At 68.6% G+C, this 25,633-nt stretch carries 24 protein-coding genes and 3 pseudogenes; 20 read left to right on the forward strand and 7 right to left on the reverse strand.

Annotated elements, in window-relative coordinates:
- The first annotated feature begins 829 nt into the window (after nucleotides 1-829).
- From AB0J09_RS11805 to AB0J09_RS11820, 4 genes are all read left to right on the forward strand, one after another.
- On the forward strand, nucleotides 830-994 hold the full coding sequence (locus AB0J09_RS11805) for a hypothetical protein (RefSeq protein ID WP_360688976.1): 165 nt from the start codon (nucleotides 830-832) through the stop codon (nucleotides 992-994).
- Between the two features lie 2 nt (nucleotides 995-996).
- Complete coding sequence (kdpA, locus tag AB0J09_RS11810) at nucleotides 997-2,649, forward strand: potassium-transporting ATPase subunit KdpA (RefSeq protein WP_360688978.1); 1,653 nt, start codon at nucleotides 997-999, stop codon at nucleotides 2,647-2,649.
- 28 nt (nucleotides 2,650-2,677) lie between these two features.
- On the forward strand, nucleotides 2,678-3,127 hold the full coding sequence (locus tag AB0J09_RS11815; RefSeq protein ID WP_360688980.1) for a hypothetical protein: 450 nt from the start codon (nucleotides 2,678-2,680) through the stop codon (nucleotides 3,125-3,127).
- Between the two features lie 96 nt (nucleotides 3,128-3,223).
- Nucleotides 3,224-3,991 (forward strand): DUF4118 domain-containing protein, encoded by a 768-nt coding sequence (locus tag AB0J09_RS11820; protein ID WP_360688982.1) that lies wholly within the window; start codon nucleotides 3,224-3,226, stop codon nucleotides 3,989-3,991.
- 219 nt (nucleotides 3,992-4,210) lie between these two features.
- On the opposite strand, the gene AB0J09_RS11825 is transcribed toward AB0J09_RS11820, so the two are convergent.
- On the reverse strand, nucleotides 4,211-4,471 hold the full coding sequence (locus AB0J09_RS11825) for an SAV_915 family protein (RefSeq protein WP_360688984.1): 261 nt from the start codon (nucleotides 4,469-4,471) through the stop codon (nucleotides 4,211-4,213).
- A gap of 457 nt (nucleotides 4,472-4,928) precedes the next feature.
- Between AB0J09_RS11825 and AB0J09_RS11830 the strand changes: the two genes are divergently transcribed.
- Nucleotides 4,929-6,323, forward strand: coding sequence for a TROVE domain-containing protein (locus AB0J09_RS11830; RefSeq protein ID WP_360688986.1), 1,395 nt, complete (start codon nucleotides 4,929-4,931; stop codon nucleotides 6,321-6,323).
- A gap of 291 nt (nucleotides 6,324-6,614) precedes the next feature.
- On the opposite strand, the gene AB0J09_RS11835 is transcribed toward AB0J09_RS11830, so the two are convergent.
- Nucleotides 6,615-7,307, reverse strand: a complete 693-nt coding sequence (locus AB0J09_RS11835; protein WP_360688988.1) for a TetR/AcrR family transcriptional regulator C-terminal domain-containing protein — start codon at nucleotides 7,305-7,307, stop codon at nucleotides 6,615-6,617.
- Nucleotides 7,308-7,419: 112 nt separating this feature from the next.
- Here AB0J09_RS11835 and AB0J09_RS11840 point away from each other — a divergent pair, with 112 nt between their 5' ends.
- Nucleotides 7,420-7,998, forward strand: coding sequence for a hypothetical protein (locus tag AB0J09_RS11840; protein WP_360688990.1), 579 nt, complete (start codon nucleotides 7,420-7,422; stop codon nucleotides 7,996-7,998).
- A gap of 325 nt (nucleotides 7,999-8,323) precedes the next feature.
- Here the strand turns inward: AB0J09_RS11840 and AB0J09_RS11845 are convergent.
- Nucleotides 8,324-8,494: pseudogene (locus AB0J09_RS11845) on the reverse strand (YnfA family protein); the annotation flags it as partial.
- 5 nt (nucleotides 8,495-8,499) lie between these two features.
- On the opposite strand from AB0J09_RS11845, the gene AB0J09_RS11850 reads away from it, so the two are divergent.
- The 7 genes and pseudogenes from AB0J09_RS11850 to AB0J09_RS11880 all read left to right on the forward strand — a co-directional run bounded on the left by AB0J09_RS11850 (nucleotide 8,500) and on the right by AB0J09_RS11880 (nucleotide 13,372).
- Nucleotides 8,500-8,703, forward strand: coding sequence for a potassium-transporting ATPase subunit KdpA (locus AB0J09_RS11850; RefSeq protein WP_360688992.1), 204 nt, complete (start codon nucleotides 8,500-8,502; stop codon nucleotides 8,701-8,703).
- A 79-nt stretch (nucleotides 8,704-8,782) separates the two neighbouring features.
- A pseudogene (locus AB0J09_RS11855) lies at nucleotides 8,783-8,890 on the forward strand (hypothetical protein); the annotation flags it as partial.
- Between the two features lie 16 nt (nucleotides 8,891-8,906).
- A pseudogene (locus AB0J09_RS11860) lies at nucleotides 8,907-9,134 on the forward strand (potassium-transporting ATPase subunit KdpA); the annotation flags it as partial.
- Nucleotides 9,135-9,231: 97 nt separating this feature from the next.
- On the forward strand, nucleotides 9,232-10,656 hold the full coding sequence (locus AB0J09_RS11865; RefSeq protein ID WP_360688994.1) for a serine hydrolase domain-containing protein: 1,425 nt from the start codon (nucleotides 9,232-9,234) through the stop codon (nucleotides 10,654-10,656).
- 38 nt (nucleotides 10,657-10,694) lie between these two features.
- A complete protein-coding gene (locus AB0J09_RS11870) occupies nucleotides 10,695-11,414 on the forward strand; it encodes a MerR family transcriptional regulator (RefSeq protein ID WP_360688996.1) in 720 nt (239 codons plus the stop codon).
- 371 nt (nucleotides 11,415-11,785) lie between these two features.
- The gene (locus AB0J09_RS11875; protein WP_360688998.1) at nucleotides 11,786-12,505 is read left to right on the forward strand and encodes a helix-turn-helix domain-containing protein; all 720 of its coding nucleotides are present in this window, start codon (nucleotides 11,786-11,788) and stop codon (nucleotides 12,503-12,505) included.
- A 42-nt stretch (nucleotides 12,506-12,547) separates the two neighbouring features.
- Nucleotides 12,548-13,372: a class I SAM-dependent methyltransferase gene (locus AB0J09_RS11880; protein WP_360689000.1), complete on the forward strand. Its 825-nt coding sequence runs from the start codon at nucleotides 12,548-12,550 to the stop codon at nucleotides 13,370-13,372.
- A 33-nt stretch (nucleotides 13,373-13,405) separates the two neighbouring features.
- Here AB0J09_RS11880 and AB0J09_RS11885 read toward each other — a convergent pair whose 3' ends face one another.
- Nucleotides 13,406-13,561, reverse strand: a complete 156-nt coding sequence (locus tag AB0J09_RS11885) for a hypothetical protein (protein ID WP_360689002.1) — start codon at nucleotides 13,559-13,561, stop codon at nucleotides 13,406-13,408.
- A gap of 46 nt (nucleotides 13,562-13,607) precedes the next feature.
- On the opposite strand from AB0J09_RS11885, the gene AB0J09_RS11890 reads away from it, so the two are divergent.
- Nucleotides 13,608-13,790, forward strand: coding sequence for a hypothetical protein (locus tag AB0J09_RS11890; RefSeq protein WP_360689004.1), 183 nt, complete (start codon nucleotides 13,608-13,610; stop codon nucleotides 13,788-13,790).
- Here AB0J09_RS11890 and AB0J09_RS11895 read toward each other — a convergent pair.
- On the reverse strand, nucleotides 13,787-15,751 hold the full coding sequence (locus AB0J09_RS11895) for a potassium transporter Kup (protein WP_360689006.1): 1,965 nt from the start codon (nucleotides 15,749-15,751) through the stop codon (nucleotides 13,787-13,789). The genes AB0J09_RS11890 and AB0J09_RS11895 overlap by 4 nt on opposite strands.
- Before the next feature lie 341 nt (nucleotides 15,752-16,092).
- Here AB0J09_RS11895 and AB0J09_RS11900 point away from each other — a divergent pair, with 341 nt between their 5' ends.
- Entirely contained in the window at nucleotides 16,093-16,446 is a 354-nt protein-coding gene (locus AB0J09_RS11900; protein ID WP_360689007.1) for a hypothetical protein, read from the forward strand.
- A 10-nt stretch (nucleotides 16,447-16,456) separates the two neighbouring features.
- Here AB0J09_RS11900 and AB0J09_RS11905 read toward each other — a convergent pair whose 3' ends face one another.
- Nucleotides 16,457-16,951 (reverse strand): hypothetical protein, encoded by a 495-nt coding sequence (locus tag AB0J09_RS11905; RefSeq protein WP_360689009.1) that lies wholly within the window; start codon nucleotides 16,949-16,951, stop codon nucleotides 16,457-16,459.
- 119 nt (nucleotides 16,952-17,070) lie between these two features.
- Complete coding sequence (locus AB0J09_RS11910; protein WP_360689011.1) at nucleotides 17,071-18,609, reverse strand: Na+/H+ antiporter; 1,539 nt, start codon at nucleotides 18,607-18,609, stop codon at nucleotides 17,071-17,073.
- A 533-nt stretch (nucleotides 18,610-19,142) separates the two neighbouring features.
- On the opposite strand from AB0J09_RS11910, the gene kdpF reads away from it, so the two are divergent.
- From kdpF to AB0J09_RS11935, 5 genes are all read left to right on the forward strand, one after another.
- Nucleotides 19,143-19,232, forward strand: coding sequence for a K(+)-transporting ATPase subunit F (gene kdpF / locus AB0J09_RS11915; protein WP_350811823.1), 90 nt, complete (start codon nucleotides 19,143-19,145; stop codon nucleotides 19,230-19,232).
- The gene (gene kdpA, locus AB0J09_RS11920; RefSeq protein WP_360689014.1) at nucleotides 19,232-20,893 is read left to right on the forward strand and encodes a potassium-transporting ATPase subunit KdpA; all 1,662 of its coding nucleotides are present in this window, start codon (nucleotides 19,232-19,234) and stop codon (nucleotides 20,891-20,893) included. Before kdpF ends, kdpA (AB0J09_RS11920) begins: the two co-directional genes overlap by 1 nt.
- A 91-nt stretch (nucleotides 20,894-20,984) precedes the next feature.
- Nucleotides 20,985-23,018 (forward strand): potassium-transporting ATPase subunit KdpB, encoded by a 2,034-nt coding sequence (kdpB, locus tag AB0J09_RS11925; RefSeq protein ID WP_360689020.1) that lies wholly within the window; start codon nucleotides 20,985-20,987, stop codon nucleotides 23,016-23,018.
- Nucleotides 23,019-23,879 carry a potassium-transporting ATPase subunit C gene (locus tag AB0J09_RS11930; RefSeq protein WP_360689016.1) on the forward strand — a complete coding sequence of 287 codons (861 nt, stop codon included), beginning with the start codon at nucleotides 23,019-23,021 and terminating at the stop codon, nucleotides 23,877-23,879.
- Between the two features lies 1 nt (nucleotide 23,880).
- Nucleotides 23,881-25,633 (forward strand): DUF4118 domain-containing protein (locus AB0J09_RS11935; protein ID WP_360689018.1); only part of this gene is annotated, 1,753 nt, incomplete at its 3' end.

A 25,633-nucleotide genomic window follows, 5' to 3' on the forward strand; every position in this document is an offset into this window, starting at 1 on the left:
CGCGTGCCGAAGCCTCGCCGTTCCCCACCTGATACGGGGAACGACGCGGCTTGGAGGTTGTCAGCGCCGCGTGAGGATCTGCGCGAGCACGTCGTGAACGTAGGTGTTTTGGTGAAGGGCTCAGACGGCCGGTGTTCACGGTTCTGGCTGCGACGCGGAGCGTCCGGCCAAGAGACAGGAGCCTTGCCGAGCTGGATGGTATCGCCGTCGCAGGGTCTCACAGCATGCGAACCGCTGCCGGACTGGGCAGGTGCCCCGCCGCTCGACCGCGAGTCCACCCCTAGGTGAGTCCTTTTACGAAGGTTCCCTTCGGGGGCTGCGGTCTCGACGAGATCCCGCTCACGCAGCAGCGCGACAGCTCATCGGCGTGCTGCGCGAGGTGGTCGCCGCGCAGGACGGCCGGCCGCGACCGGCCGCCTCCACCCTGTTCGGCCCGGAGATCCGCACAGCCAGGAGCCCGCGGGAGGCCCTCCGGTGCCTGCCCGACCCCGGAAGACCCGGCCGCCGCGCTGCTGGCCGGCCTGGCCTCGGCCGCGCCTGAGCAAGCGCTCGCCGCGCTGCGACGTTGACGGCGCACCCGCGCGACCGGCTCCGAAGACCCTGTCGCGTCAAGCATGCGCAGTGATTTGGGCATTTGCCGTATCAAACCCGTCAAGTGTGGTTCCGGAACCGGATCAGCGGGACTTCCATGTGCATGACGACCACGCCCTCGCCGGCGCATCCAGGTTTCTCACCGACACACGGGTATACGGGCGGGGCTGCGTGATCGTGCCGTCCGCGGTCGTCAGCTGATCAACCTTCTCATTCAGTTCATCCCAGGAATCCGCTCATGAAACATACGCCGGCCGCCCTCCGGGCGGACCTGCTGCTCACCCTCGCGGTGCGCCTGCTCCATCCCCTGGCCATGACCGGCGTCAACCAGACGCTGCGCTTCCTCGGCGAGCCCCCCATGAACGTGCCGACATTGACGCTCGCGCATGATGGGAAGGCCTGACCATGCTCTGGCAAGCGCTGTTCATCCTGACGGTCCTGCTGGTCGTACACGTCCCGCTCGGGGACTACATGGCCAGAGCGCTGGACGGCGGCAGGCACCTCAAGATCGAGCGCGCGCTCTATCGGTTGTGCGGCGTCGACCCTGACTCCGAGCAGGACTGGCGCCACTATCTCCTCGCCCTGCTCGCCTTCTCCGTGGTCAGCATCGTGGTCCTGTTCGGCCTGCTGACCTTCCAGGGCGTGCTGCCGTGGAACATCGGCCACGAGGGCATGCCGTGGGATATGGCCCTGCACACCGCGGTCAGCTTCACCACCAACACCAGCTGGCAGAACTACGCAGGCGAGTCGCCGGTCGGGCACACGTACCTGACGCTCATGGCGGGCCTGGGCGTGCAGGCGTTCGCCTCCGCCGCAGTCGGCATGTGCGCGGGGCTCGCCCTGATCCGCGGGCTGGTGCGGCGCAGCGGGGCCGGGCTCGGCAACTTCTGGGTGGACCTGGTACGCAGCATCGTCCGCGTGCTGCTGCCGCTGGCCCTGGTCTTCGGCCTGGCGCTGATCGGCCTGGGCGTGCAGCAGAACCTGTCCGGCCCCCACACCGTACAGACCCTCGCCGGCGGCGCGCAGACCCTCCTGGGCGGCCCGGTCGGCTCCTGGGAGTCGATCAAGCTCATGTCCGGCGACGGCGGCGGCTTCTTCAACGTCAGCAGCGCCCACCCGTTCGAGAACCCCTCGGCGATGACCAATGCCATCGAGATCCTGCTCATGCTGCTGGTCCCCACCGCCTTCATCCGCCTGTTCGGCCGCATGTCGGGCGACCTCAAGCTCGGCTGGACCATGCTCGCCGTGGTCGCCATCCTGTTCGGCCTGCTGCTCACCGCCGGCAACCTGGCCCAGAGCGCGCAGACCGGCACGGTCGCGCAGGCGGTCGGCGGCCAGTTCGAAGGCACCGAGACCCGCATCGGCATCCCGGGCAGCACCCTCTTCGGCGTCACCGCGACAGCCAGCGCCGACGGCGCGCTCAACTCCTCCTACGACAGCTTCTCCAGCCTGGGCGGCGGCGTGCTCCTCGCCGCCATGATGCTGGGCGAGATCGCCCCCGGCGGCACCGGCAGCGGACTGTACGGGTTGATCATGGCCGTACTCGTCGCCGTCTTCCTGGGCGGGCTCATGGTCGGCCGCACGCCGGAGCTCATGGGCAAGCGCATCGGCCACCACGAGATGCGGAACGTCATGCTCTACTCCCTGGTCGGCCCGACGCTCGTCCTGACCTTCACCGCCATTGCCATCGCCCTGCCCGAAGGGCGCTCGTCGATGGGCAATGTCGGCGCGCACGGCCTCACTGAGGTGCTGTACGCCTACACCAGCAACGTCAACAGCAACGGCAGCGCCATGGCCGGGCTCAACGGCAACACCCCCTTCTACAACCTCACCATGACCGTCGCCATGCTCGGCGGCCGGTACCTGCCGATCGCGTTCGTCCTGGCGCTGGCCGGACGCATGGTGGGCCGGCAGCCGGCGCCCGCCACGGCCGGCACCCTGCGCCCTCATGGGATCAACTTCGTGGTGCTGGCTACGGGCGCCGCGCTGATCCTGGCGCTGCTGAACTTCCTGCCTGCCCTGTCCCTGGGCCCCATCGCCGACGGGCTGACGAGGTGAAAACAATGACGGAGAGGAGCCGTACGTCATGAGCCCCCGGCGATTCTTTCTCCGCGAGGACGTCCGGCTACCGGGAATCGTCATCGCCGCGCTGGCCGGCTGCGCCGCTGCGCTGCTGACGTCCGGGTCGCTGTCCCGGCAGGCGGACTCCTACGTGGCCGCCCACCGGCAGGTCGAGGCAGAGGTCATGGAGAACCACAGCCGCGGGGTGCCCAAGGGCGTCGTCGTGGACATCGCCTGGACCGGCCTGGACGGGCAGCGCCACACAGGCACAGCCCGGTTGTCTCTGGACCACGCCGCGGACACGCGCGTCTGGGTCTGGGTGGATGCGCACGAACGCATCACCCCGGCCCCGAATGGCCGGCCGGAGATCGTGCTCGGCTCGATGGTGACCGGCACGGGCACCGTGCTGGCCGTATGGCTGGCGATCCTGCTCGGCCGCCGCCTCGTCCGGGGCCGGACCGAGCGTTCTGGATAACAACGCCCAGGCGCGTCCACTCCATGGTTGCGCTCCCCGGAGGAAGCTAGGACGACGTCGGCTGGGTAGGAGGAGGGCATTGACCTCGGCAAACACGTGGACGAGGAGGTGCCGGGCTTCGTGCGCTACCTCGACAGGGATCGCATCGCGCTCCTGGCCGCGCTCCTGGCGCCACCGGCCACCACGGCGGCGCTGCTGCCGTGGCGCGACGCTCTGCCCAACACCAGCGTCGCTCTCGTCCTGGTCGTGATCGTGGTCGCGGTCGCCGCCGCAGGCCACCGGCCGGCCGGCGCGCTGGCCGCGATCTCGGCCGCAGTGTGGTTCAACTTCTTCTTCACCCAGCCCTACCAGCGCTTCACCATCAACCGGCCCGCCGACATCCAGACCGCGGCCCTACTGCTCATCGTTGGCCTGGCGGTATCGCAACTGGCCGCCCGCGCCCGGCGGTTGAAGGTGATCGCCATCACCGACGCCGACTACCTGGCCCGGATCCGCGACACGGCCACGCTGGCCCAGAGCGCCAAGGAACCCAACGTGGTGGTCGACCGCGTCACGGCCCAGCTCACCGACCTGTTGCACCTGCGGGGCTGCCGCTTCGAGTACGGCACCCTGATCGGCCATCCCCCTCGACTGGACCAGGACGGCACCGTGACCTGGGGTCGCAAACGCTGGAACGTCGACCGGCGAGGGCTGCCCGACACGGAGGTCGAGTTGCGCACGTTCGGAAACGGCCGCTTCCTCGGCCGGTTCATGCTGGACCCCACACCGGGAGCCAAACCGAGCCTGCAGGCCCGCCTGGTCGCGGTCACACTGGCGGACCAGGCAGGCGCCGCGATCGACACCGCCGGCACCGGCCGTCCCTGACGCCTCAACCGACCGGCGGGCCGGTTATCCGGGTCGGCGCCTATCGAGGCCTCTAGGACTCCGGCTGCGTAGGAGGGAAGGCGTGGCAGCGCATGCCGGACTCGCCCACGGCAAAATCCTCAGGTGTCCCCTCAGCGCCCGCGACCGGCTGGAATCCGGGGCAGGACTCGTCGGCTATCAGCGACTCCTGCCCTGCCTGATCCTGGTGCAGGATGCACATCAGGCCACCCGCTTCGCGGGCCTGGTCATCGTGCCCGCCGGGTCGATGACGATGCCGATGACGTCCAGCTCGGCGATCATGCCGCGCAGCGCCGGGGCGGTCAGCAGTACCCACTGCTGGCCGGCTCCGAGCACCTTGGCCAGCTTGAGCGGCGAGGAGAACGCGACCGCCGTCCGCTTGCCCGAGGCCGTACGGAACAACCGAAGGGTCGAGGCGCACGTGCCCACCGTGACGGGCACGCACAATCGGGGCTCTGACATCTGCTTCCTTCCAGCGAAGAGTCGTACACGGCAGACGCTAGAACCGTTGCCGGCCGCAATCCGCGATCGCTACGCAATTCGGACGCCGGCCGCGGAAATATTGACGTGACATTGACGGCACGCCATGTCCCTCGGCTGATCACGGGGAATCTCTACTGGCATTTATCCACTTCATACGCGAAAGGCATCAAGGGGCCGTATAGGTCGCTTGCGGCGGTATTCGGAACCGCGCATAGTGGAGGGCGCTGACACATCCCGTCCTTCCCAGGACACGTGCAGTGCGGGCCAAGCACAGCGGTCCGCGGCGTGCCGCTCCCCATCCCCCGATGACCGGTACGAGGCCTCCCGGTGCGCCTGCGGCCACCGCGAGACACGGCCGGGCATGCCGTGTCACGGTCGGCTCCCCTTTCTCGGGAGGCCCCTTCACCCTCTTCGCATCGACCGGAGTTGACCATCCATGACCACCCGCGCCTCGACGAGCGTGGAAACGATCAAGAAGGAGATCCTCCTCCTCGCGGCCAGGGCGCTCGGCGACGCGCACGCCCGCGTCCCGAGCGGGCGGTACGTGGCTCTCGCAACACGGCTGGCCAGGACCGACGAGGGCTGGCTGATCCGGATGCTCGGCTGGATGGGCCGCCATGCCCCGCTGCGCAACCTGCGGCTGGCCACGCTCGCCGAGCTGGCGCAGGCCCGCCTCGAGACCGGCTCCGCGGGCACCCGGCAACTGATCGACCAGTGCCTGCACCGCGCCGACGAGCCCGGCGAGCTGCTCGCCTACTGGCTCCATTGGTACGGCAGAGCTCTCCCCCAGCCCGTCAAGCGCGGCATCGCCGACGCCGCCGCCCGGCTCTACGACGAGCTCGCCCTGGCCACCTACGACGGCCCCGGCGCCCCGTTGCGCTTCGCAGATGTGCTGTCGCTGACGCACCCGGTTCCCCAGGGAACGAGGCAGGCGGCCGTGTTCCGCCACGCCGTCGCTCGCAGGCGCGGCGACCTCGACGACATCCCCGCATCGCTCTCCCTGCTTCGCGCCCGCCGAGCCCTCTACCAGCTCCCTCCCGCCCGGCGGCCCATCCTGCTGGAACGCTCCGGCGCGGCCCGTACGCTGGCGGAGGCCGCCATGACCGGGGCCACCGTGCAACGCTGGCTGCTCGGCACGATGACCGGTCCGGCCTGGGCGGCCGTGGTGCCGTCCATGTCCTACCGGGACCGGCTCACCCACCTGGCCGCCTTCGACCGCGACGGGATGCCCGACGACATCGCCCATCAGGTGGCCGGGGAGCTCGCGGAGCCCGCGTCGGTGCTGCGCTCCGGGGTGACGCCGCTGGAGGTTTTCACCGCCCTGCGCTCAGTTCCTGGCTCGCGCTGGAGCCGCGCGCTCCGGCTGGCCATGGAGGTCTCGCTGGCCAACATTCCGGCGCTGCCCGGCCGCACGCTCGTGCTGATCGACCGGGGCGACCTCATGGCCGGTCCTGCGAGCGCCGGCTTGACCAGGGCGGACGCCGCCACGGTCTTCGGCGCGGCGCTGGCCTGCCGCGCCTCCCACGCTCAGGTCGTCGCGCTCGGTACGCCCGTCGCCACGGTGACGGTCCGGCCGGGAGAGCCGCTGCTGGACGTACTCGACCGCTTCGGTGAGGGCGTGGGCGGCTCGGCGAGCCCGGCCCAGGTCATCCGCGCCCACGTGACCGGCCAGGACAGGGTCGTCGTGCTCACCCATCCCGACCAGGCAGCCGAAGCCGCCGAGGCCATCACGGGTCCGGGCCAGGAACACGTGATCACCGACGTCTCCAGCGGCTGGTTCACCGCGATCCCGCACGTCGAGATGGCACGTACGGCGGACTGGCCCTTCTGACGGAAGCCGGCGCGAGCATCTTAAGACTGGCCTACCTGAACGTCCACGACCATGGACAGAGCCGACGAGCCCGCACGAGGTGGAGATCGAAGACAATTTACCAAGAACCTCGAGATCACACCGGTGGACCGATGGCGTGCCGTCGATTGCCGGTGATTGATCTCCCGTAGGACCTGTGGCGGTACTGATTGCGACAGTCTGGGCGATGACGTGCCCGAATCGCGCTCATGCCGAATCAGCGGGATTCGACATGTACGACGGCGCCGGTGTACTGCCCAGCTCTCCCGGCGGTCAATGCGGGTGCGTCGAGCCGGCCGCGAGCCGTGCTTGCAGACCGTCGAGGAGAGCGTGCAGGCCGAACTCGAAGGTGGCCTCGGGTGGCTGGGCGGCGGTGGGGTCCACCGAGGGTGCGGTGCGGGCGCGTAGCCGGGGGAACTGCTGGGCGACCTCGGTGATGTGCGCGATGGTCTCGCGCACCTGCTGCTCCTCGTCCGCGCCTGCACGGCGCAGCTGCGCCCGCCAGGCCTGCTCCGCGACCTCGCCCTGCGCGGCGCCGATCACGTACATCAGAACCGTGGCGGCGGCCTGGTCGGCGTCCCGATCGCTGAAGCCGGCGGCTTCGTAGACCGCCAGGCAGTGCTCGTCGTAGCGGGCCTTGCCTGGGCCGTAGATGAGATGCGTGCTCATGGCCGGTATCAACCAGAAATGGCGGGTAATCATCGCATGGGCGCCGCGCGCCAGCCTCCCCGCCACCTCCCGCCATCCCAGCATGCCGAGATCCGGCAACTCGATCTCGCCGAAGACGTGATCGGCGGCCAGCACCACCAGCTCGTCCTTGCTCTTGACGTGGTAGTACATCGCCGTGGCCGCCGAGTTCAGCTGGGCTCCGAGCCGCCGCATGTTCAGGCCGTTCACGCCTTCGGCGTCGAGGACCTCGATGGCGGCCAGGACGATCTGGTCCCTCGTCAGCGTGTCACGCGGCATGGCCTCAGGATATTCACAGGCTTGCACAAAGTTCGACTTCTACGACTTGCACTTAGTTCAACAGTCAGCATACGGTTGCACTTAGTTCAAATTGGCTCGACGAGGAGCAGCCATGATCACTCACGTTCGCAACCAGGAAACGCGCCGCCCCAGCAGCGTCGTCATCGCCACGACGCTCCAACTGCTGACCGTCATCCCCTTCCTGCTCGGCACCTTCGTCGTTCTCCGGTACGGGGCAGGCGCTCAGGCGGCCGCCGAGACTGAGATGGCGCGGCAGGGGCTCCCCGCCGCCGTCCTGGCCCAGCAAGGCATCAACTTCCGGGGAAGCGAGACGTTGGCCATCGTGCTCGCCCTGATTCTGGTGACCTTGGCGCTGCTCAACCTGGCGGGCAAGAGGATCGGCCGGATCCTTTCCTGGATCTTCCAGCCCATCCTCATCGCCCTTGGGGTCGTCATCATCCCCAAGCAACTCTTCACCGCTCAGTTGCTGGAGTCCTCGTTCAAGAACTCAGGGGACTCCATGCTCGCGCGCATCGATGCGCAAGCCCTCATCGACGCTGCCATGCACGTCATGCCCGGCTGGCTGCCCGCTGCCAACATTGCCAAGCTCGTCCTGACCACGCTGGGCTCGCTCCTCGTCATCATCCTGCTCGCGGTCCCGTCGGCGAGAGGCCATTTCCGCAAGGCCTAGCACCCGGCAGGCCACACGACCATCGATCCCGAAAACGACTACCCTTCCGTTCGCCCCCGGGCTCGATGCCACACATGGTCCCTGTGAACCAACTCCTCGTACTCTGGCCACTCGCAAGCAACTGACGGGCCGTAGGCAGGAACCGACCCGCGGGTATCCCGGTGAGCTGGCGAGACTGCCAACCACCAACAGCGTCCAGGCCGGCACGCCGCCGCGCGAGCCGTACCCGCCTTCGACCCTGTCCGCTACAAGGAGCGCAGCACCGTCGATGCCGCCTCGATCCGGATCTGGCTTCGTCACCCAGTCACATGATCACGGGAACGCCCTAGGAGCGTGGGGCGTACATGATGACCGCAACGCCCGCCAGGTAGATCAGCGCGCCGATCACGTCGAACCGGTCGGTTCGGAAGCCATCGACCACGATGCCCCAGCCCAGCGAGCCGGCCACGAAGATGCCCCCGTAGGCGGCCAGGATCCGGCCGAAGTTCGGGTCGGGCGCACTTGCGCGTCCTGTATCGGCTCGTCGGCGTCGACCCCGGCGCCGAGCAGCGCTGGGGCGTCTACCTCCGGTCCGTGCCGGCCTTCTCGGTGGTCTCGATTCTGGTCTTGTGCGGCATGCAGGGGGTCCAGGACCGGCTTTGGCTCAGCCTCGGGATGCCGGCCGTATCGCCCGACCTAGCCCGGAACACCGCAGCCAGTTTGTAACCAACACTGACTGGCAGGCGTACTCCGGGGAGTCGTGCGGGTGCTGCTCCCGGTCGCGTTCGTGGCGGCGCTTGTGCTGGTGGCTGGAGGGGTCGTGCAGAACTTCGCCGCGCCGTACCCCGTCACCACACCGGCCGGAGGCGAGCAGATGATCACCGGTGGCCCTGTCGCCAGCATGGATGCCATCAAGGAGTTCGGTACCAATGACGGCGGCTTCTACAACGCCGGCTCGGCCCACCTCTTCGAGAACCCCCACCACCTGGACCAACTGGCTGGAGATCTTCCTGTTCCTGCTGATCCCGTTCGCGCTGCCGCGCGTCGTCGGCCGCATGACTGGGGACAACCGGCAGGGATACGCGATCGTCGCGGTGATGGCTGTGATCGCCGTGCTGAGCGTGAGCCTGGTCAACGCCACCGAACTGGCGGGCGACGGCACGGTACCGCAGGCCGTCGGCGCGGCCGTGGAAGGCAATTTTCCGCGTTCCGGGCTTGACCTTGCCCCAGGGTCAAGCTCAGACGATGGCTTGCATGAACAACAACGCACTGCACACCGTCGAAGCTCAGATCCGCGAGCAGATCGCCGCCCACTGCGAGTCCAACAACATCCCCGGATTTGTCGCCGGCGTCTACCACGCCGGCGAGCAGATCGTCGTCGCCCACGGCACCGCGAACGTCGCCACCGGCGCACCGATGCTCGACGACACCGGATTCCTCTTCGGCTCTGTCACCAAGGTCCTGACCACCACGCTGGTCCTGCAGCAGGTCGACCGAGGACTGCTGGAGCTCGACGCGCCGGTGGTGAAGTACCTTCCCGAATTCGCCCTGGCCGCACCGGGCGCGGCGGACAAGATCCTGGTCCGGCACCTGATCTCCCACACCAACGGCATCGACGCGGACCTGTTCTTCCCTGACGCCAAGGGCCGCGACGCTCTGAAGACCTACGTCGCCGGCCTCGCGAGCAGCTGCGGCACCCTGTTCGAGCCCGGCGAGCAGCTCAGCTACTCCAACGGCGGCATGATCGTCGCGGGCCGCCTGCTGGAAGTGGTGACCGGCATGTCCTTCCCCGACCTGCTCGAGCGCGACGTCTACGCACCCGTCGGCATGAAGGACTCCAGCACCTCAGCCGAGCAGGCCATCCTGCGCAGCACGGCTGTCGGCCACTTCCTGGACCCCGAGACCATTGCGGCCAAGCCCACAGGCATGTTCACGCTGCCCGACACCTGGGGGCCGGCCGGCGGCACGCCGATCGGCACCATCGCCGACCTGCTCGCCTTCGGACGCACCCACCTGGCGGGCGGTGTGTCCCCCTCCGGCACACGCGTCCTGTCGGCCGAGTCGACCGCGCTGATGCAGCAGACCTCGCACGACATGGCGACCCCGAACGTCCCGCCGATGGGCCTGGGCTGGGTGCGCTACCCGTTCGGCGACACCACCGTGCTCGCCATGTCGGGCGCGTCACCCGGCGGCGTGTCCATCCTGTGCGTCGTACCCGAACACGACCTGGTCTTCACCGCCTTCGGCAACACCCCGGGGGCGATCATGCTGCAGGACCAGATCCTGCAGTGGGCCCTGAGCGAGCATCTCGGCGTCCAGATCCCCACTCTGATCACCCAGGTGGAGCAGGACGTCGACCTCACCCCATACGTGGGCACCTACCGCTCCAACCAGCTCCGCATCGACGTCAGCATCGTCGATGGTCAGCTCGAGGAGCGGATGACCTACGAACCGGCGGACGAATCGCAGAAGCAGATCTTCACCGAGTTCGCCGGCGGCATGACCTCCGCCCCGCCGCAGCGCTACATTCCCATCCGGCCCGGCCTCTTCGCGCCCGCCGGATACCCACTGGAGACGTTCGACGGATACCTGCGACTGCTGCTCGTCTCCTACCACGACATCCGCGACGGCCAAGCGCGCTTCCGCAACGGCGGCGGCCGCCTGACCCGACGGACCTGACCATACCGACCGACAAGCCGGGTGGAAGGATGTCCAGCATGCTCACGATCGGCCAGCTCGCGGACTACGCCGGAGTGACCATCAAAGCCATCCGCCACTATCACGAGCGCGGCCTGCTCCCCGAGCCCGGCCGCGACTCCTCCGGCTACCGCCGCTACACCGCCAAAGACGCCATCGACCTCGTCAAGATCAGGACCCTGGCCCATGCGGGCGTGCCACTGGCCCGCATCAAAGACCTCCTTGACGCCGGCACCGACGCGCTCACGGCAGCCATCGCCGAGATCGACCACAACCTCCAAGACCGCATCGTGCAGCTGCAGCGGACCCGCGACCAACTCGCCCAACTGCGCGGCGACGACCGGCTCTTCGTCTCCCCGCAAGTCGCCGACTATCTCGACGACTTGCGCCGGCTCGGCGTCAGCGAACGCCAGATACACCTGGAACGCGACGGCTGGATCCTCATGCAAACCGCCTCACCCGAGGACGCCTCCCTCTGGATCTCCGAAAAACGCGAGCTCATGACCGATCCCGACTTCCGCGCCCTCTACCTCGAACATGACGCCGCCTACGACTGGTCGCCGAACGATCCCCGCCTGCCCGACCTCGCCGACCGTACCCGGAACTGGTTCACCCATCACCACAGCCGATCCGAGACCCGCCCCGTCCACAACCCGACTATCGCCCGACTGGCCGCGCAATCCCAGCCCGGAGCCTCATCCCCAGCGTGGGACCGCCTCGCCCAACTCATGAAAGGCTAGCCTCGAATTTGCGCGCTGCTCGGTTGGGAGCCTCTGATCGCCGGTGGATCTGATCTAGGTCTGACCAGCGAGCCTGATGGCCGGCGCGATGATCATCCGATGTCGGCGCAGACCCTCGAATCCCAGATCCGGTGGATCAGAAGAAGCCAGCCGAGTAGTTACCGGCCCAGACGATGCGTCCGTTATCTGGGGTGCCGAGAAGGAGGCCTACGGCGGCGATCGCCCCAGTCCGTACGGGAGCCCGGCCACCCGCCAGCGGTCGAGCGCACCCGGTGCTTCAAATGATCTTCCCCTTTCCCGGCGTTGCGGGCTATCCTGACTAGGAAACGGATCTAGTCAGTCGGTCAGGTCTGGGGTTGCTCGTGTCGCAAGTGAAGGTGTCTCGCATCCTCGACGCTGCGGAGGAGTTGCTCCTCGCGTACGGCTATCGCAAGGTCACCATCGACGAGGTCGCGGGCCGGGCCGGCGTGGGCAAGGGAACCGTGTACCTCTACTGGACGAGCAAACGGGACCTGTTCGCGGCCGTGCTCGCCCGGAGCACGGCCCGGCTGGTCGCCGCGCAGTTCGCCGCGGTGCGTGCCGATCCGGCCGAGGTCCGGCTGCATCGCTCGATCCGCCGGTCGTTCCTGCTGACCATGCGCAGCCCGGTGGTCAAGGCGCTGGCCACCGGCGACCACGTCATGCTCGGCGAGGTGCTGACGCGGAGCGAAGCCGGATCGCACTACGTCCTAGGCAAGGTCGACACGACGGCGCGCTATCTGACGATCCTGTACGAGCACGGCCTGCTGGCCGAGGATCCCGCGACCGATCCGACCCTGTTCTACCGGCTTTCCGCCGCGGTACTCGGCTCTTACCTGCTTGAAGCCGGTCCACCGGGCACCGATGACATCCCGGGCGCGGAGCTGGATCTGGAGGCCAAGGCCGACGCCCTGGTGACCACACTGCGCCGGGCCTTCGAGCCCGCCACCGAGCCGTCGGAGGCCACGCTGCGGGCCGCGGCGGGCGAGCTGGCCGATCTCTACCGGCAGTGGCTGGCCGACCTGGCCGGCTATCTGCCGCAGGCGACATCGTTCGAAGTCGAGGAAGTCTGACCCTTCCCCGGGACCTGACCCGCGAGCGCAAGGAGTTTGCACATGGCAGGCGTCAAGGTACGACTGGACGAGGCGATGGGCACGTCGCTGATCATGCTGTACGGGTTGGCTCACGACGCGCACGCCACCCCGAGCATCCTCGGCGACACCGTCGCCGCACAGGCTTTGGAGAAGGTCGACTACGACTTCGCGCGGCTGAAGCTCTCACCGAAGCTCACGGCGCTCGCCGTCACCACCCGCGCCAAGCACTTCGACGGCTGGACCGCCCAGTTCCTGGCCCAGCATGAACGGGCCACCGTGGTGAACCTGGGTGCCGGCCTGGACTCGCGCGTCTGGCGGGTCGCTCCGGGGGCGGGCGTGACCTGGTACGACGTCGACTACCCCGAAGTGGCCGAGGTCCGCCGCAAGATCTTCCCGAGCCGCGACAACTACCACCTGATCGGCTCGTCCGTGACCGAGCCGGACTGGCTGGAGCAGATCCGGCCCGATCTGCCCACGCTGATCGTGGCGCAAGGGCTGACCATGTACCTCCAGCCGGAGGAGGGACAGTCGCTGTTCCGCCGCCTTACCGACCACTTCGCCCGCGGGGCCGTCATCCTCGACACCCACAACTCCTATGCCCTGCGCCGGCAGAACAAGCTGGTGCACCGTCACTTCGGGGCCACCATGCACTGGGCGATCAACGGCCCCGACGACCTGGAGCGCGCCGTCCCGCAGTTGCACTGCACCGACGTGGTCAGCGGTGTCGTCCTGCAGGGCCGCGCTCCCGGCCTGCCCATCGCCTACCAGATTCTCGTCAAGCTGATCCAGTCCGTCCCTGTCATCCGTGACGCAGGGCTGTACCTGCGCTACGAATTCGGTAGCTGACGGCCGGCGCGGAGACCGGCAGCCGGGACGACGTCAGGCGTCGGGGCCCGAAAGGCGACAGTCGCCGCGGTCGTGCTTTCCGGGAACCGTCGGCACGTCGGTGAGGATCAGTTGCGTCACTGCCTCGTACATCGCGTCGGCAAGGTCGAGGTCCCGGTCCTCCGGTGGAACGGACAGCAGGGTGAGCACGGCGCCGGTGCCGGCGGCGTGGATGAGTTCGACGGCGTGCCGTTCGGTGACCCGAAGCCGGCTGATGGCCGCGATGGGCTGGGAGCAGGTGGCGGTCTGGCTCGGCGGTGAACTGACCGACAAGGCGTGGGCCGCCGTCCTGCCCGCGATGAGCTACCGGCAGCGGCTGGCCCGCCTGCGCAGCTTCGAGGCCGCCCAGCTCGTCTCACCAGAGGAGAGCCATGCCTAGACCTCGATTTGTGAGCCCATGATGACCGTGCGATCGCGCGGTAGGCCGAAGTACTCGGCGGCGTCGGCGGTGATGTAGGAGGCCGCCACGAACAGCCGCTTGCGCCAGGGCGCCATCGTCGGCGCGGTCCCGCGCCTGAGCTCGATCTTCGACAGGAAGTAGGACGCCTCATCAAGCTGCAGCTGCCCCTCGGTGATGGCCGGGTCGAGCATCCGCAGCGAGCCGGGCACGTCCGGCGTTTCCATGTAGCCGAACCGAGCAGTTACGTGGATGATCCCGTCCTTGGCGTAGCCGAGGTCGTCGACGACGATCCGCTCGTCCGCGGGAACGCGGGGCACTGGCTCGGTCTCGAGCGACATGATCACGACGTGTTCATGCCGCACGTGGTTGTGCTCGACGTTGGCCCTAAGCGCCAGCGGCGCGGTCTCCTTGCCACGGTTCAGGAAGATGGCCGTCCCTGGAACCCGTTGCGTCAACAACTTCTTGTTCCGCAGTCCGCCGATGAACTCGCGCAGCGATCCCTCGCGCCGTTTACGCTCCGCGGTGACGGTCTCGCGGCCCCGATGCCAGGTGGTCATGACGGTGAACGCTGTGAGGCCGATCAGCAGCGGCAGCCACGCCCCGTGGATCAGCTTGGTCAGGTTTGCCGCGACGAACAGCAGGTCCACCAGCAGCAGCGCGGTCGCCCCGAGACCGACCAGCCACAACGGCGTTCCCCACTTCCAGCGGGCGACGTAGAACAGCAGCAGGGTGGTGATGGTGATCGTCCCGGTCACCGCCATGCCGAACGCGAAGGCCAATGCCGTCGAGCTGCGGAAGGCGAAGACCAAGGTGAGCACTGAGACCATCAGCAGCCAGTTGATCCACGGGACGTAGATCTGGCCGATCCTGGACTCGGAGGTGTGCGCCACCCGTAGCCTCGGCAGGTAGCCGAGCTGGGCGGCCTGGGACGCGACCGAGTACGCGCCAGTGATAACGGCTTGGGAGGCGATCACCGTGGCCGCCGTGGCCAGCAGGACCATCGGCAGCCGTCCCCATTCGGGCACGAGAAGGAAGAACGGGCTGCTGATGTGCTGCGGACCGTCGAGGATCAGCGCCCCCTGGCCGAGGTAGCTGAGCACGCACGCGGGAAACACCAGGATCAGCCAGCCCCGGGTGATCGACCGGCGGCCGAAGTGCCCCATATCTGCATACAGTGCCTCGGCGCCGGTGACCGCGAGCACGACCGCGGCCAAGGCGAAGAAGGCGGTGCCGAAATGGCCGACCAGGAAGTCCAGCGCATATGTCGGCGACAACGCCCTGAGGATCTCCGGGTGGTCGACAATGCCGGCGACGCCGCACGCGCCGATGGCCAGGAACCAGATGATCATCACAGGTCCGAACAGCCGGCCAACCGCTGCGGTCCCCCTGCGCTGCACCACGAACAGCACCACGATGATCACTGCGGTGATCGGTACGACCGCCTCGCCCAGCGACGGTTGGACGACCTTGAGCCCTTCGACCGCGGACAGCACCGAGATCGCCGGGGTGATCATGCTGTCCCCGAAGAACAGCGAAGCGCCGAAGATGCCCAGCCCCGCCAGCACGACCGCTGCCCGCCGGCCCTGTTGTCCGCTCCACCGCCGAAGCAACGTGATCAGCGCCATGATGCCGCCCTCGCCGTCGTTGTCGGCGCGCATCGCCAGCAGCACATAGGTGACCGTGACGATGATCATCACCGACCAGAACACGAGCGACACCACCCCGAACACGTTCTCGGTGCTCACCGGGACGGGGTGCGGGTCGCTCGGATTGAACACGGTCTGCAGGGTGTAGATCGGGCTGGTCCCGATGTCACCGAACACCACACCGAGCGCGCCGACCACCAACGCTAGCCGTACCGCGTCGTGCGCGCTCGGACTGTGGCTCACCGCCCCCGGCGCGGATCCGTCCGACGAGGCCCCTCGCTGCCGATCGGTCACGGCGATCCCCCTCCGCGCGAGTGTCTGTGGCGCTGAATGCCCGGCACACCCTGCCGAACGATACCGACCGATGATCCGGCTGGTACGGGGCGCGGCCATACAACCCGTCAAGCTCAGCACAATGCTTCTGCATCCACTCCGCCGAACCTTCGCGTTGAGTGGCTGCGCGGCCAGGATAGAGCCTCTGACCTGCAGACTCGGGTTCGCGCAACGCGATCCAGATCGGGTACGCAGGCGGCAACCTGACCGTCAAGGCCGCGCGCGCCCGCAGCGAAGCCCGCGCCATCAAGTGGGCCGGCCGCCTGGGCAAGGCAGGCGGCATCCTGAACAGATTCGGCTTCGTGGCCACCGCAGTGGACGGCGGGCTCACCCAATGGTCCAGAGACACCGGCCGCGAGGACCTCGGGGCGGGCGCGGGCAGTACCTGGTCGCGCCGCTACTTCGACCCCGACCTGCCCAGGGAGTTCCGCAACCTCGGCTTCGCGCAGCGCCCGGCCGGGATCGCCCTGGCCATGTGGACGCTGGTGCCGGCCTACGGCTGGCTCCCCTCGCGGGACGTCCTCGACGTCGTGGTGGTCCTGCTCATCGTCGCCTCACTCGTCCCGCTGGCGACCGCCGTCAAGCGGCTGTACCGGCCGCCGCGCAAGGCCAAGCCGGCCTGGCTGCTGGAGGAGGAGGCCAAGCGCGCACCCTGACTGGCGGGTATCACCCGTTGCGGGCGTAGTCGCGCCAGCGCTCGTCCAGGTCCTTGACCGCTTTCCTGGCCACCCATCGGTGCGCCAGGGAGCGGGCCTGCCACAACGCCATCCACGTCACTCCGCCGGCCACAGTGCCGGCGACCAGGAAGCCGAACACGATCTCAACCGGTCCGAAAGGACGCGGCGCCGGCCGGCCCTGGCGGTCGAGCCAGATCCGGGCGCGCGTGTCGGAAACGTGGTCCAGCGGTGTGCGCACTTGGCCGGTGCGCTGTACGCCGGCTTCGTCCTTCCAGGTCACCTGGGCGACGATGGCCTTCTCCTCGACGACCTGGGCGACGACCTGATGGTGGGTGGCGCGATACGCGCGGATCGCGTCGGCGACCGAGACGGTGACCAGGACGCCGGCGGCGCAGCCGGCCACGAGCGCGATGACGACCATGATGGTGTGCGATCCGAGCCGGTACGAGTGGGCGACGGTCGCGGGCGTGACGACGCTGGGCATCAACAGGGCTCCTACGTGGGGATTCTCCTCATGTTCGCCGGGGAGGAGCCGCTAGACGCCCGTCTCTACGGAACCTGGACGCCGTTTTGACGCCCGTCTACGGCACTTTTACGGGCGTTCTATTCCTTGGTGAAGCGCAGGTCCTGCCGGTCCAGGTGACGCTGCATGCGGCGGCGGGTGTCTTCGCTCACCTCGCCTGCCGCGTACATCCGGCTGAGCTCCGTACTCTGCACGGCTAGCACCTGCCGCCGCACCTGGTTGTAGCCACCGGGCTTCGGCTCCGACTCCTGGTCCAGCTCGAACTGCAGGGACCGGCGCACATGATGGAGCACCGCAGGAGACACCACCTCCAGGTCCTCCAACTCGTCTACGTACTCGCCCGCCCTCTCCCCGAGCCGGCGCCACACCTTGAGGTACTCCGAACGGGAGCGGTCAGGGGCGACGGCCAGGCCCGACAGCCTGACCAGCGGCGCCAGAGTGAAGCCCTGCACGATGAGGGAGACCACGATCACGCCCGTGGCCAGCACCATCAGCAGGCTGCGATGCGGCAACGGCTGGCCCGCGGCCGTGGTGAGCGGGATGGACAGGGCCGCGGCCAGCGGCACGACGCCACGCGCCCCCGCCCACGAGATCACCGCGGGCACCTGCCAGGTCGGCCGGAGCCGCCGCTCTCTGCGCCACTGTTGCAACGCCGCCAGCGGGAACATCCACGCCACCCGGACGAGGACCAGGACGGCCACGATGGCCGGCACGGCCGCCACCCACGGTTGCTCGGCGCCGGTGAGCTGCCGGATCTGGCTGGGCAGCTGCAGCCCGATGAGGCTGAAGACCACACTCTCCAGCACGAAGATCACCGTTCCGTAGACCGCGGTCAGCTGCAGCCGGATCCCGGAGTTGGTGAGCTGGTGGGCCTTGATGCCGAGGATCACCGACGCCACCACCACCGCGGTCACGCCCGACCCGTGGACGGCCTCGGCCAGGACGTAGGCCAGGTACGGGGTCACGAGGGCGATCACGCTCTCCAAGATGGGGTCCTCCGTGCGCCGCCGTACGAAGGAGACACCCGCGGCCACCACGGCGCCGACCACCGCCCCGCCCCCGGCCAGGCGCAGGAAGTCCACGGCGACACCGCTCCAGCCGGCGACACCCCCGGCCACCGCCGCCGCGACCGCGATCCGGAACAGGATCAGGCTCGTGGCGTCGTTGAACAGGCTCTCGGCCTGGACCAGCGTCTGCAGCCGGGGCGGCAGCGCGAGCCTGCGGCCCAGCGCCGTGACGGCGACCGGGTCGGTGCTCGACAGGACCGCTCCCAGCACGAACCCCAGGGCCAGCGGCAGCGGCGTGAGCCACGCCGTCAAGAAGCCGACCGCGGCGGCGGAGGCGACCACGAGCCCCACCGCGAGCAGCGACACCGGCCGCCACAGACGTTTGAGCTCCGGCCACGACAGCTCCTCGCCGGCCGCGTACAGCAGCGGCGGCAGCACCACCAGGCTGACGATCTCGGGGCTGACGTGGATCTGCTCCGAGAACGGCAGCAGCCCCACGCCGAGACCGGCCACGACCAGCAACGACGGGGCGGGCACACTGATCCGATCGGCGAAAGTGGCCACCACGGTCGCCAGCGCAACCAGAAAAAGCACCACCTGCACGCTCTGCACCACGTCTCCTCGGCTACCCGCTGCGTATGCCGACCAGACTTCCCGGCGCTCCAGAGCACAAAGTACCGGAAAGGCGGCGCGAGTGGTGAGGCCGTCAAGGAGCGTTACGGGCGCCGCGCGGCCCCGAGCACATGGGAGATCCGGGTCGACATCGAAGCGGTCGAGACGCTCGAGGTGAACCCGGCGCGGGCGATGGACCGGACGGTGTCGCGGGCGGGGTGGCAGCCGGTCTTGACAGGTCCTGAACGGTTCGGGGGCGAGCTTCTACGGGGTCCCGACGTGGCACGAAGGCGGTGCGCGAAGCCGCGCGTAGGGATGCCGTTAAAAATCAGGCTCAGGCCGTATGGAACCCGTCAAGAAAGCCAAAAACGCCCAAATCTCGGGGTTTGCTTGCCTTGTAGCCGCCCCGGTTGAGGCGCGGCCGAAACAACATATCCAGATTGAGGAGTGGGGATGGCCGACGTCATCTTCGTCGCCCTGACGATCGCGATCTTCGTGATCTTCGGGCTCGTGGTAAAGGCGGTGGAGCGGCTGTGAGCGCCGTCAATGCCACTGGCCTTGTCGTAGTCGTCGGCCTGGTGATCTTCATGGTCGCGGCCCTGCTCTTCCCGGAGCGTTTCTGATGAGCATGACCGCGGCAGGGATGATCTTCATAATCTCCCTGATCGTCGCCCTGGCTCTGGTGTACAAGCCGTTGGGCGACTACATGTACCGGGCTTACACGACCACCAAGCACAACGTCGTCGAGCGCGGCATCTACCGATTGCTGGGGGTGCGTGCGGATGCCGAGCAGAGCTGGGGCGTGTACGCGCGCAGCGTGCTGGCGTTCTCGGTGATCTCGATCCTGGTCGTGTACGGCATCCAGCGGCTGCAGGACAAACTGCCGCTGAGCCTGGGCATGAAGCCCGTCACCGACCACATCGCCTGGAACACGGCGATCAGCTTCGTCACCAACACCAACTGGCAGGCCTACTCGGGCGAGTCCACGATGGGCCACCTGACCCAGATGGCCGCCCTGGCCGTGCAGAACTTCGTGTCCGCCTCGGTGGGCATGGCGGTGGCCATCGCCCTGGTACGCGGCTTCGCCCGCCGCACGTCCGACACGATCGGCAACTTCTGGGTGGACCTGGTACGCGGCACCGTCCGCATCCTGCTGCCGATCGCCTTCGTCGGCGCCCTCGTCCTGGTGGCCGGCGGGCTGATCCAGAACTTCTCCGGCCTGCACGAGGTGACCACGCTGACCGGCGGCACCCAGTCGATCACCGGCGGCCCGGTCGCGAGCCAGGAGGTCATCAAGGAGCTGGGCACCAACGGCGGCGGCTTCTACAACGCCAACTCCGCCCACCCCTTCGAGAACGCCACGAGCTGGACGAACTGGTTCGAGATCTTCCTGATCCTGGTGATCCCGTTCTCGCTGACGCGCACCTTCGGCAAGATGGTCGGCCAGGTCAAGCAGGGCTACGCCATCCTCGCCGTGATGGGCATCATCGCGCTCGCGAGCATCGTGCTCACCAATGTCTTCGAGCTGTCCGGCAACGCGACCGTACCGCAGGCGGTGGGAGCGGCGATGGAGGGCAAGGAGATCCGCTTCGGCATCTCCAACTCCGCCACCTTCGCCGCCTCGACGACGCTGACCAGCACGGGTGCGGTGAACTCCTTCCACGACTCCTTCACCCCGTTCGGCGGCATGATGACGCTGTTCAACATGATGCTGGGCGAGGTCGCCCCCGGCGGCGTCGGGTCAGGTCTCTACGGCATGCTGATCCTGGCCGTGATCACGGTGTTCGTGGCGGGTCTGATGGTCGGCCGCACCCCCGAGTACCTCGGTAAGAAGATCGGCTCCCGCGAGATCAAGCTGGCGTCGATGTACTTCCTGGTCACGCCGGTGCTGGTGCTGATCGGCACCGCGTTCGCGATGGGCTCGGCGGAGCAGCGAGCGAGCATGCTCAACAGCGGCCCCCACGGCCTGTCCGAGGTGCTGTACGCGTTCACCAGCGCCTCCAACAACAACGGCTCGGCGTTCGCCGGGATCACGGTCAACACGCCCTGGTATGACGTGGCGCTCGGACTGTGCATGGTGTTCGGCCGGTTCCTGCCGATCATCCTGACGCTGGCGCTGGCCGGCTCACTGGCCCAGCAGGCACCGGTGCCCGCGGGCGCGGGCACGCTGCCGACGCACCGGCCGCAGTTCGTCGGCATGGTCGTCGGCGTGACGATCATCCTGGTCGCCCTCACCTTCCTCCCGGCCCTCGCGCTCGGCCCCATCGCAGAAGGACTTTCGTAACATGTCAACCCCCGTGCTCGATGCGCCGGGCCAGGTCCCGGCGCCGAAGCGGAACGGCCGCGTGGGCGGCGGTCTGCTCGATCCGAAACAGATGCTCAGGTCGCTGCCGGACGCGATGAAGAAGCTCAACCCGGTCACGCTGTGGCGCAACCCGGTGATGTTCATCGTCGAGATCGGCGCCGTGTTCACCACCGTGCTGGCGGTCGCCACCCCGTCGTTCTTCGCCTGGGCCATCGTGATCTGGCTGTGGCTGACGGTCGTCTTCGCCAACCTGGCCGAGGCCGTGGCCGAGGGCCGCGGCAAGGCCCAGGCCGCCACGTTGCGCAAGGCCAAGACCGACACGCAGGCCCGCCGGCTCAAGAGCCGCACCTCGGCCGAGTGGGACGTCATCAGAGCTCCCGAGCTCCAGCAAGGCGACATCGTCATCGTCGAGGCCGGCGAGATCATCCCCGGCGACGGCGACGTGATCGAGGGCATCGCGTCGGTGGATGAGTCGGCCATCACCGGCGAGTCCGCCCCGGTGATCCGCGAATCCGGCGGCGACCGCTCCGCCGTCACCGGCGGCACGAAGGTGCTGTCCGACAAGATCATCGTCCAGATCACCCAGAAGCCCGGCGAGAGCTTCATCGACCGCATGATCGCTCTCGTCGAGGGCGCCAACCGGCAGAAGACGCCCAACGAGATCGCCCTCAACATCCTCCTCGCGGCGCTCACGATCATCTTCCTGGTCGCCACCGCCACCATGCAGCCGCTGGCCATCTACTCCAAGTCCATCAACCCGGGAGTGCCCGACTCCCTGGCGCTGACCGGCGACGGGGTCACCGGCATCGTGCTGGTCTCGCTGCTGGTCTGCCTGATCCCGACCACGATCGGCGCCCTGCTGTCGGCCATCGGCATCGCGGGCATGGACCGTCTCGTCCAGCGCAACGTCCTGGCCATGTCCGGGCGCGCGGTGGAGGCGGCGGGGGATGTCTCCACGCTGCTGCTGGACAAGACCGGCACGATCACGCTGGGCAACCGGCAGGCCAGCGAGTTCGTCCCGGTGGCGGGGGTGAGCGAGGCGGACCTGGCGCAGGCGGCGCAGCTGTCCAGCCTGGCGGACGAGACGCCGGAGGGCCGCTCGATCGTGGTGTTCGCGAAACAGCAGTATGGGTTGCGGGAGCGCCAACCGGGCGAGCTGGCCCACGCCCAGTGGGTGCCCTTCACCGCTCAGACCCGCATGTCCGGCGTCAACCTGGACGGGAGGGAGGTCCGCAAGGGCGCGGCCACCGCGGTGATGAAGTGGGTACGCGATGCCGGCGGCCATCCCACCGACGAGGTCGGCCACCTCGTGGACGGCATCTCCGCCTCGGGCGGCACCCCGCTTGTCGTCGCGGAGAAGGGCCGCGTGCTCGGCGTCATCCACCTCAAGGACGTGGTCAAGCAGGGCATGCGCGAACGCTTCGACGAGATGCGCCGGATGGGCATCCGCACTGTCATGATCACCGGCGACAACCCGCTGACCGCCAAGGCCATCGCCGACGAGGCCGGGGTGGACGACTTCCTGGCCGAGGCGACGCCTGAGGACAAGCTGGCGCTGATCAGGAAGGAGCAGGAGGGCGGCCGGCTGGTCGCTATGACGGGCGACGGCACCAACGACGCCCCCGCCCTGGCCCAGTCCGACGTCGGCGTCGCCATGAACACCGGCACCTCGGCCGCCAAAGAGGCCGGGAACATGGTCGACCTCGACTCCAACCCGACCAAGCTCATCGAGATCGTCGAGATCGGCAAGCAGCTGCTCATCACCCGGGGCGCGCTGACCACGTTCTCGATCGCCAACGACATCGCCAAGTACTTCGCGATCATCCCGGCGATGTTCGCGGCGGTCTATCCCGGCCTGGACGCGCTGAACATCATGCGCCTGGCCAGCCCGCAGTCGGCGATCCTGTCGGCGGTCGTGTTCAACGCGCTGGTGATCATCGCGCTGATCCCGCTGGCCCTGCGCGGCGTGCGCTACCGGCCCTCCAGCGCCTCGAAGCTGCTCTCCCGCAACCTCTACGTCTACGGCCTGGGCGGCATCATCGCCCCGTTCATCGGCATCAAAATCATCGACCTGCTCATTCAGTTCCTTCCGGGGATGTCATAAATGGAACGCATGCCTAGCTGGATCCGCCAGCATCTCGCCGCGATCCGGGCGGTCGTCGTCCTGACCGTGCTGCTCGGCCTGACCTACCCACTGGTCACCACCGGCGTCGCCCAGGCGCTGTTCAACGGCAACGCCAACGGGTCGATCGTGCAGGCCGGCGGAAAGGACGCGGGCAGCGCGATCATCGGCCAGTCCTTCACCGACGCCGACGGCAACCCGGTCAAGAAGTACTTCCAGTCCCGCCCGTCGGCCGCCGGCGACGGCTACGACCCGACCTCGACGGGCGCCAGCAACCTCGGCCCCGAAGACATCGTCGACGTGCTGCCGGTGCCCGGCGCCAAGGACGCCGACGGCAACCCGGACGAGGGAAAGCAGTCGCTGCTCACCCAGGTCTGCGCCCGCTCCAAGGCAGTCGGCGAGCTGGAGGGCGTCAGCGGCGCCCGCCCGTTCTGCACCACTGACGGTGTGGGTGCGGTGCTGAAGGTGTTCCCCGACCGGGCGGTCAGCGTCAACCAGGCCTGCCCCGCCACCCCGTTCGTGCCGGAGTATCAAGGGCTGAAGGTGGAGTGCGCCAAGCCGGGCGAGGATTACGCCGCGGGCCGGACCGTCCCGATCAAGGGGAACGCGGGCACGCCCGCCGTGCCCGCCGACGCCGTCACGGCGAGCGGCTCCGGCCTGGACCCGCACATCTCCGTCGCCTACGCCGAGCTGCAGGCGCCTCGCGTGGCCAAGGAGCGCGGGATCTCCGTCGAGCAGGTCAAGGCGCTGATCGGCGAGAACACGACGGGCCGGGCGCTCGGCTTCATGGGCGAGCCGGCGGTGAACGTCCTGGAACTCAACCTCGCACTCGACGGGAGGTGACATGCGGGGGCGGCTAAGGGTCTACCTCGGCGCGGCGCCTGGGGTGGGCAAGACGTACGCGATGCTCTGCGAGGGCCGCCGCGGGCTGGAGCGCGGCCGGGACGTGGTCGTGGGCTTCGTCGAGACCCACGGCCGCCCCCGCACCACGGCCCTCCTGGAGGGCATGGAGGTGATCCCGCGCAAGGCGCTGGTCTATCGCGGGGCCACCTTCACCGAGCTGGACGTGGACGCCGTCATCGCGCGCAAGCCGAAGATCGCGCTGATCGACGAGCTGGCCCACACCAACGTGCCAGGCGCCAGGAACGTCAAGCGCTGGCAGGACATCGACGAGATCCTCGATGCCGGCATCGACGTCATCTCGACGGTCAACATCCAGCACCTGGAGTCCGTCAACGACGTCGTCCAGGAGATCACCGGCATCCCGCAGCGCGAGACCGTGCCCGACGAGGTGGTCCGGCGGGCGAACCAGGTCGAACTGGTCGACATGTCCCCGGAAGCCCTACGCAGGAGGATGGCGCACGGCAACGTCTACGCACCCGAGAAGCTCGACGCGGCCCTGTCGAACTACTTCCGGGTCGGCAACCTGACCGCCCTCCGCGAGCTGGCCCTGCTCTGGGTCGCGGGAAAAGTCGATGACCAGCTCGACCGCTACCGGGCCGAGCACGGCATCGCCACCACCTGGGAGACCCGCGAACGCGTCGTGGTCGCGCTCACCGGCGGCCCGGAAGGCGACACTCTGGTACGCCGCGCGGCCCGCGTCGCCGCCCGCACCAAGGGCGCCGACCTGCTGGCCGTGCACGTCTCCAGCGCCGACGGGCTGGGCGGGGGCGACCCGGCGAACCTGGCCCGCCAGCGCTCCCTCGTGGAGAGCATGGGCGGCACCTACCATCAGGTCGTCGGCGACGACATCCCGCGAGCCCTGCTCGACTTCGCCCGCGGCGTCAACGCCACCCAGCTCGTGCTCGGGGCGTCGAGAAGGGGCCGCTTCGCGCAGGTCTTCTCGCGCGGCGTCGGGGTCGAGACCACGGCCCTGTCCGGCTCCATCGACGTCCACATGATCACCCACGAGGAGGCGCAGAAGGGCCGCAGCCGGCCCGAACGCTCCCGGGCGGCGTTGACCACGAAGCGCCGTTTGACCGGCTGGGTGCTGGCGGTGGCCGGGATGCCGCTGCTCACCGCCCTGCTGTGGCCGTTCAGGGACGTGCTGTCGCTGCCCAGCGAGATCCTCTTCTTCCTCTGCCTGACCGTCGGGGTCGCGCTGGCCGGCGGCATGTGGCCGGCCATCACCGCGGCCGTCGGCGGATCGCTCCTGCTCAACTGGTTCTTCACGCCGCCGATCGGCGAGTTCACCATCAACGACCCGGAGAACCTGTTCGCGCTGGTCGTGTTCGTGCTGGTGGCGGCCGCGGTCAGCACGATCGTGGACATCGCCGCCCGCCGTACAAGAGAAGCAGCCCGCGCCCGCGCCGACGCCGAGGCGCTGTCCACGCTGGCTGGGCACGTGCTGCGCGGCGAGGCGGCACTTCCGTCGCTGCTCGGCCGCCTGCGCGAGACGTTCGGGCTGGACTCGGTCACCCTGCTCGAACGCCTCAGTGAGCCCACCCCGGACGACCAGTCCGAGCCCGGAGCCTGGCGCATCCTCGCCACCACCGGCCAGACCCCGTGCACCAACCCCGCCGCGGCCGACACCGACGTACAGATCGACGACCGGCTCGTGCTCGCCGCCCGCGGCCGGCTACTGGACGCCAGCGACC

Source organism: Nonomuraea sp. NPDC049784 (genome assembly GCF_040659615.1).
In the GTDB taxonomy this organism is placed as follows: domain Bacteria; phylum Actinomycetota; class Actinomycetes; order Streptosporangiales; family Streptosporangiaceae; genus Nonomuraea.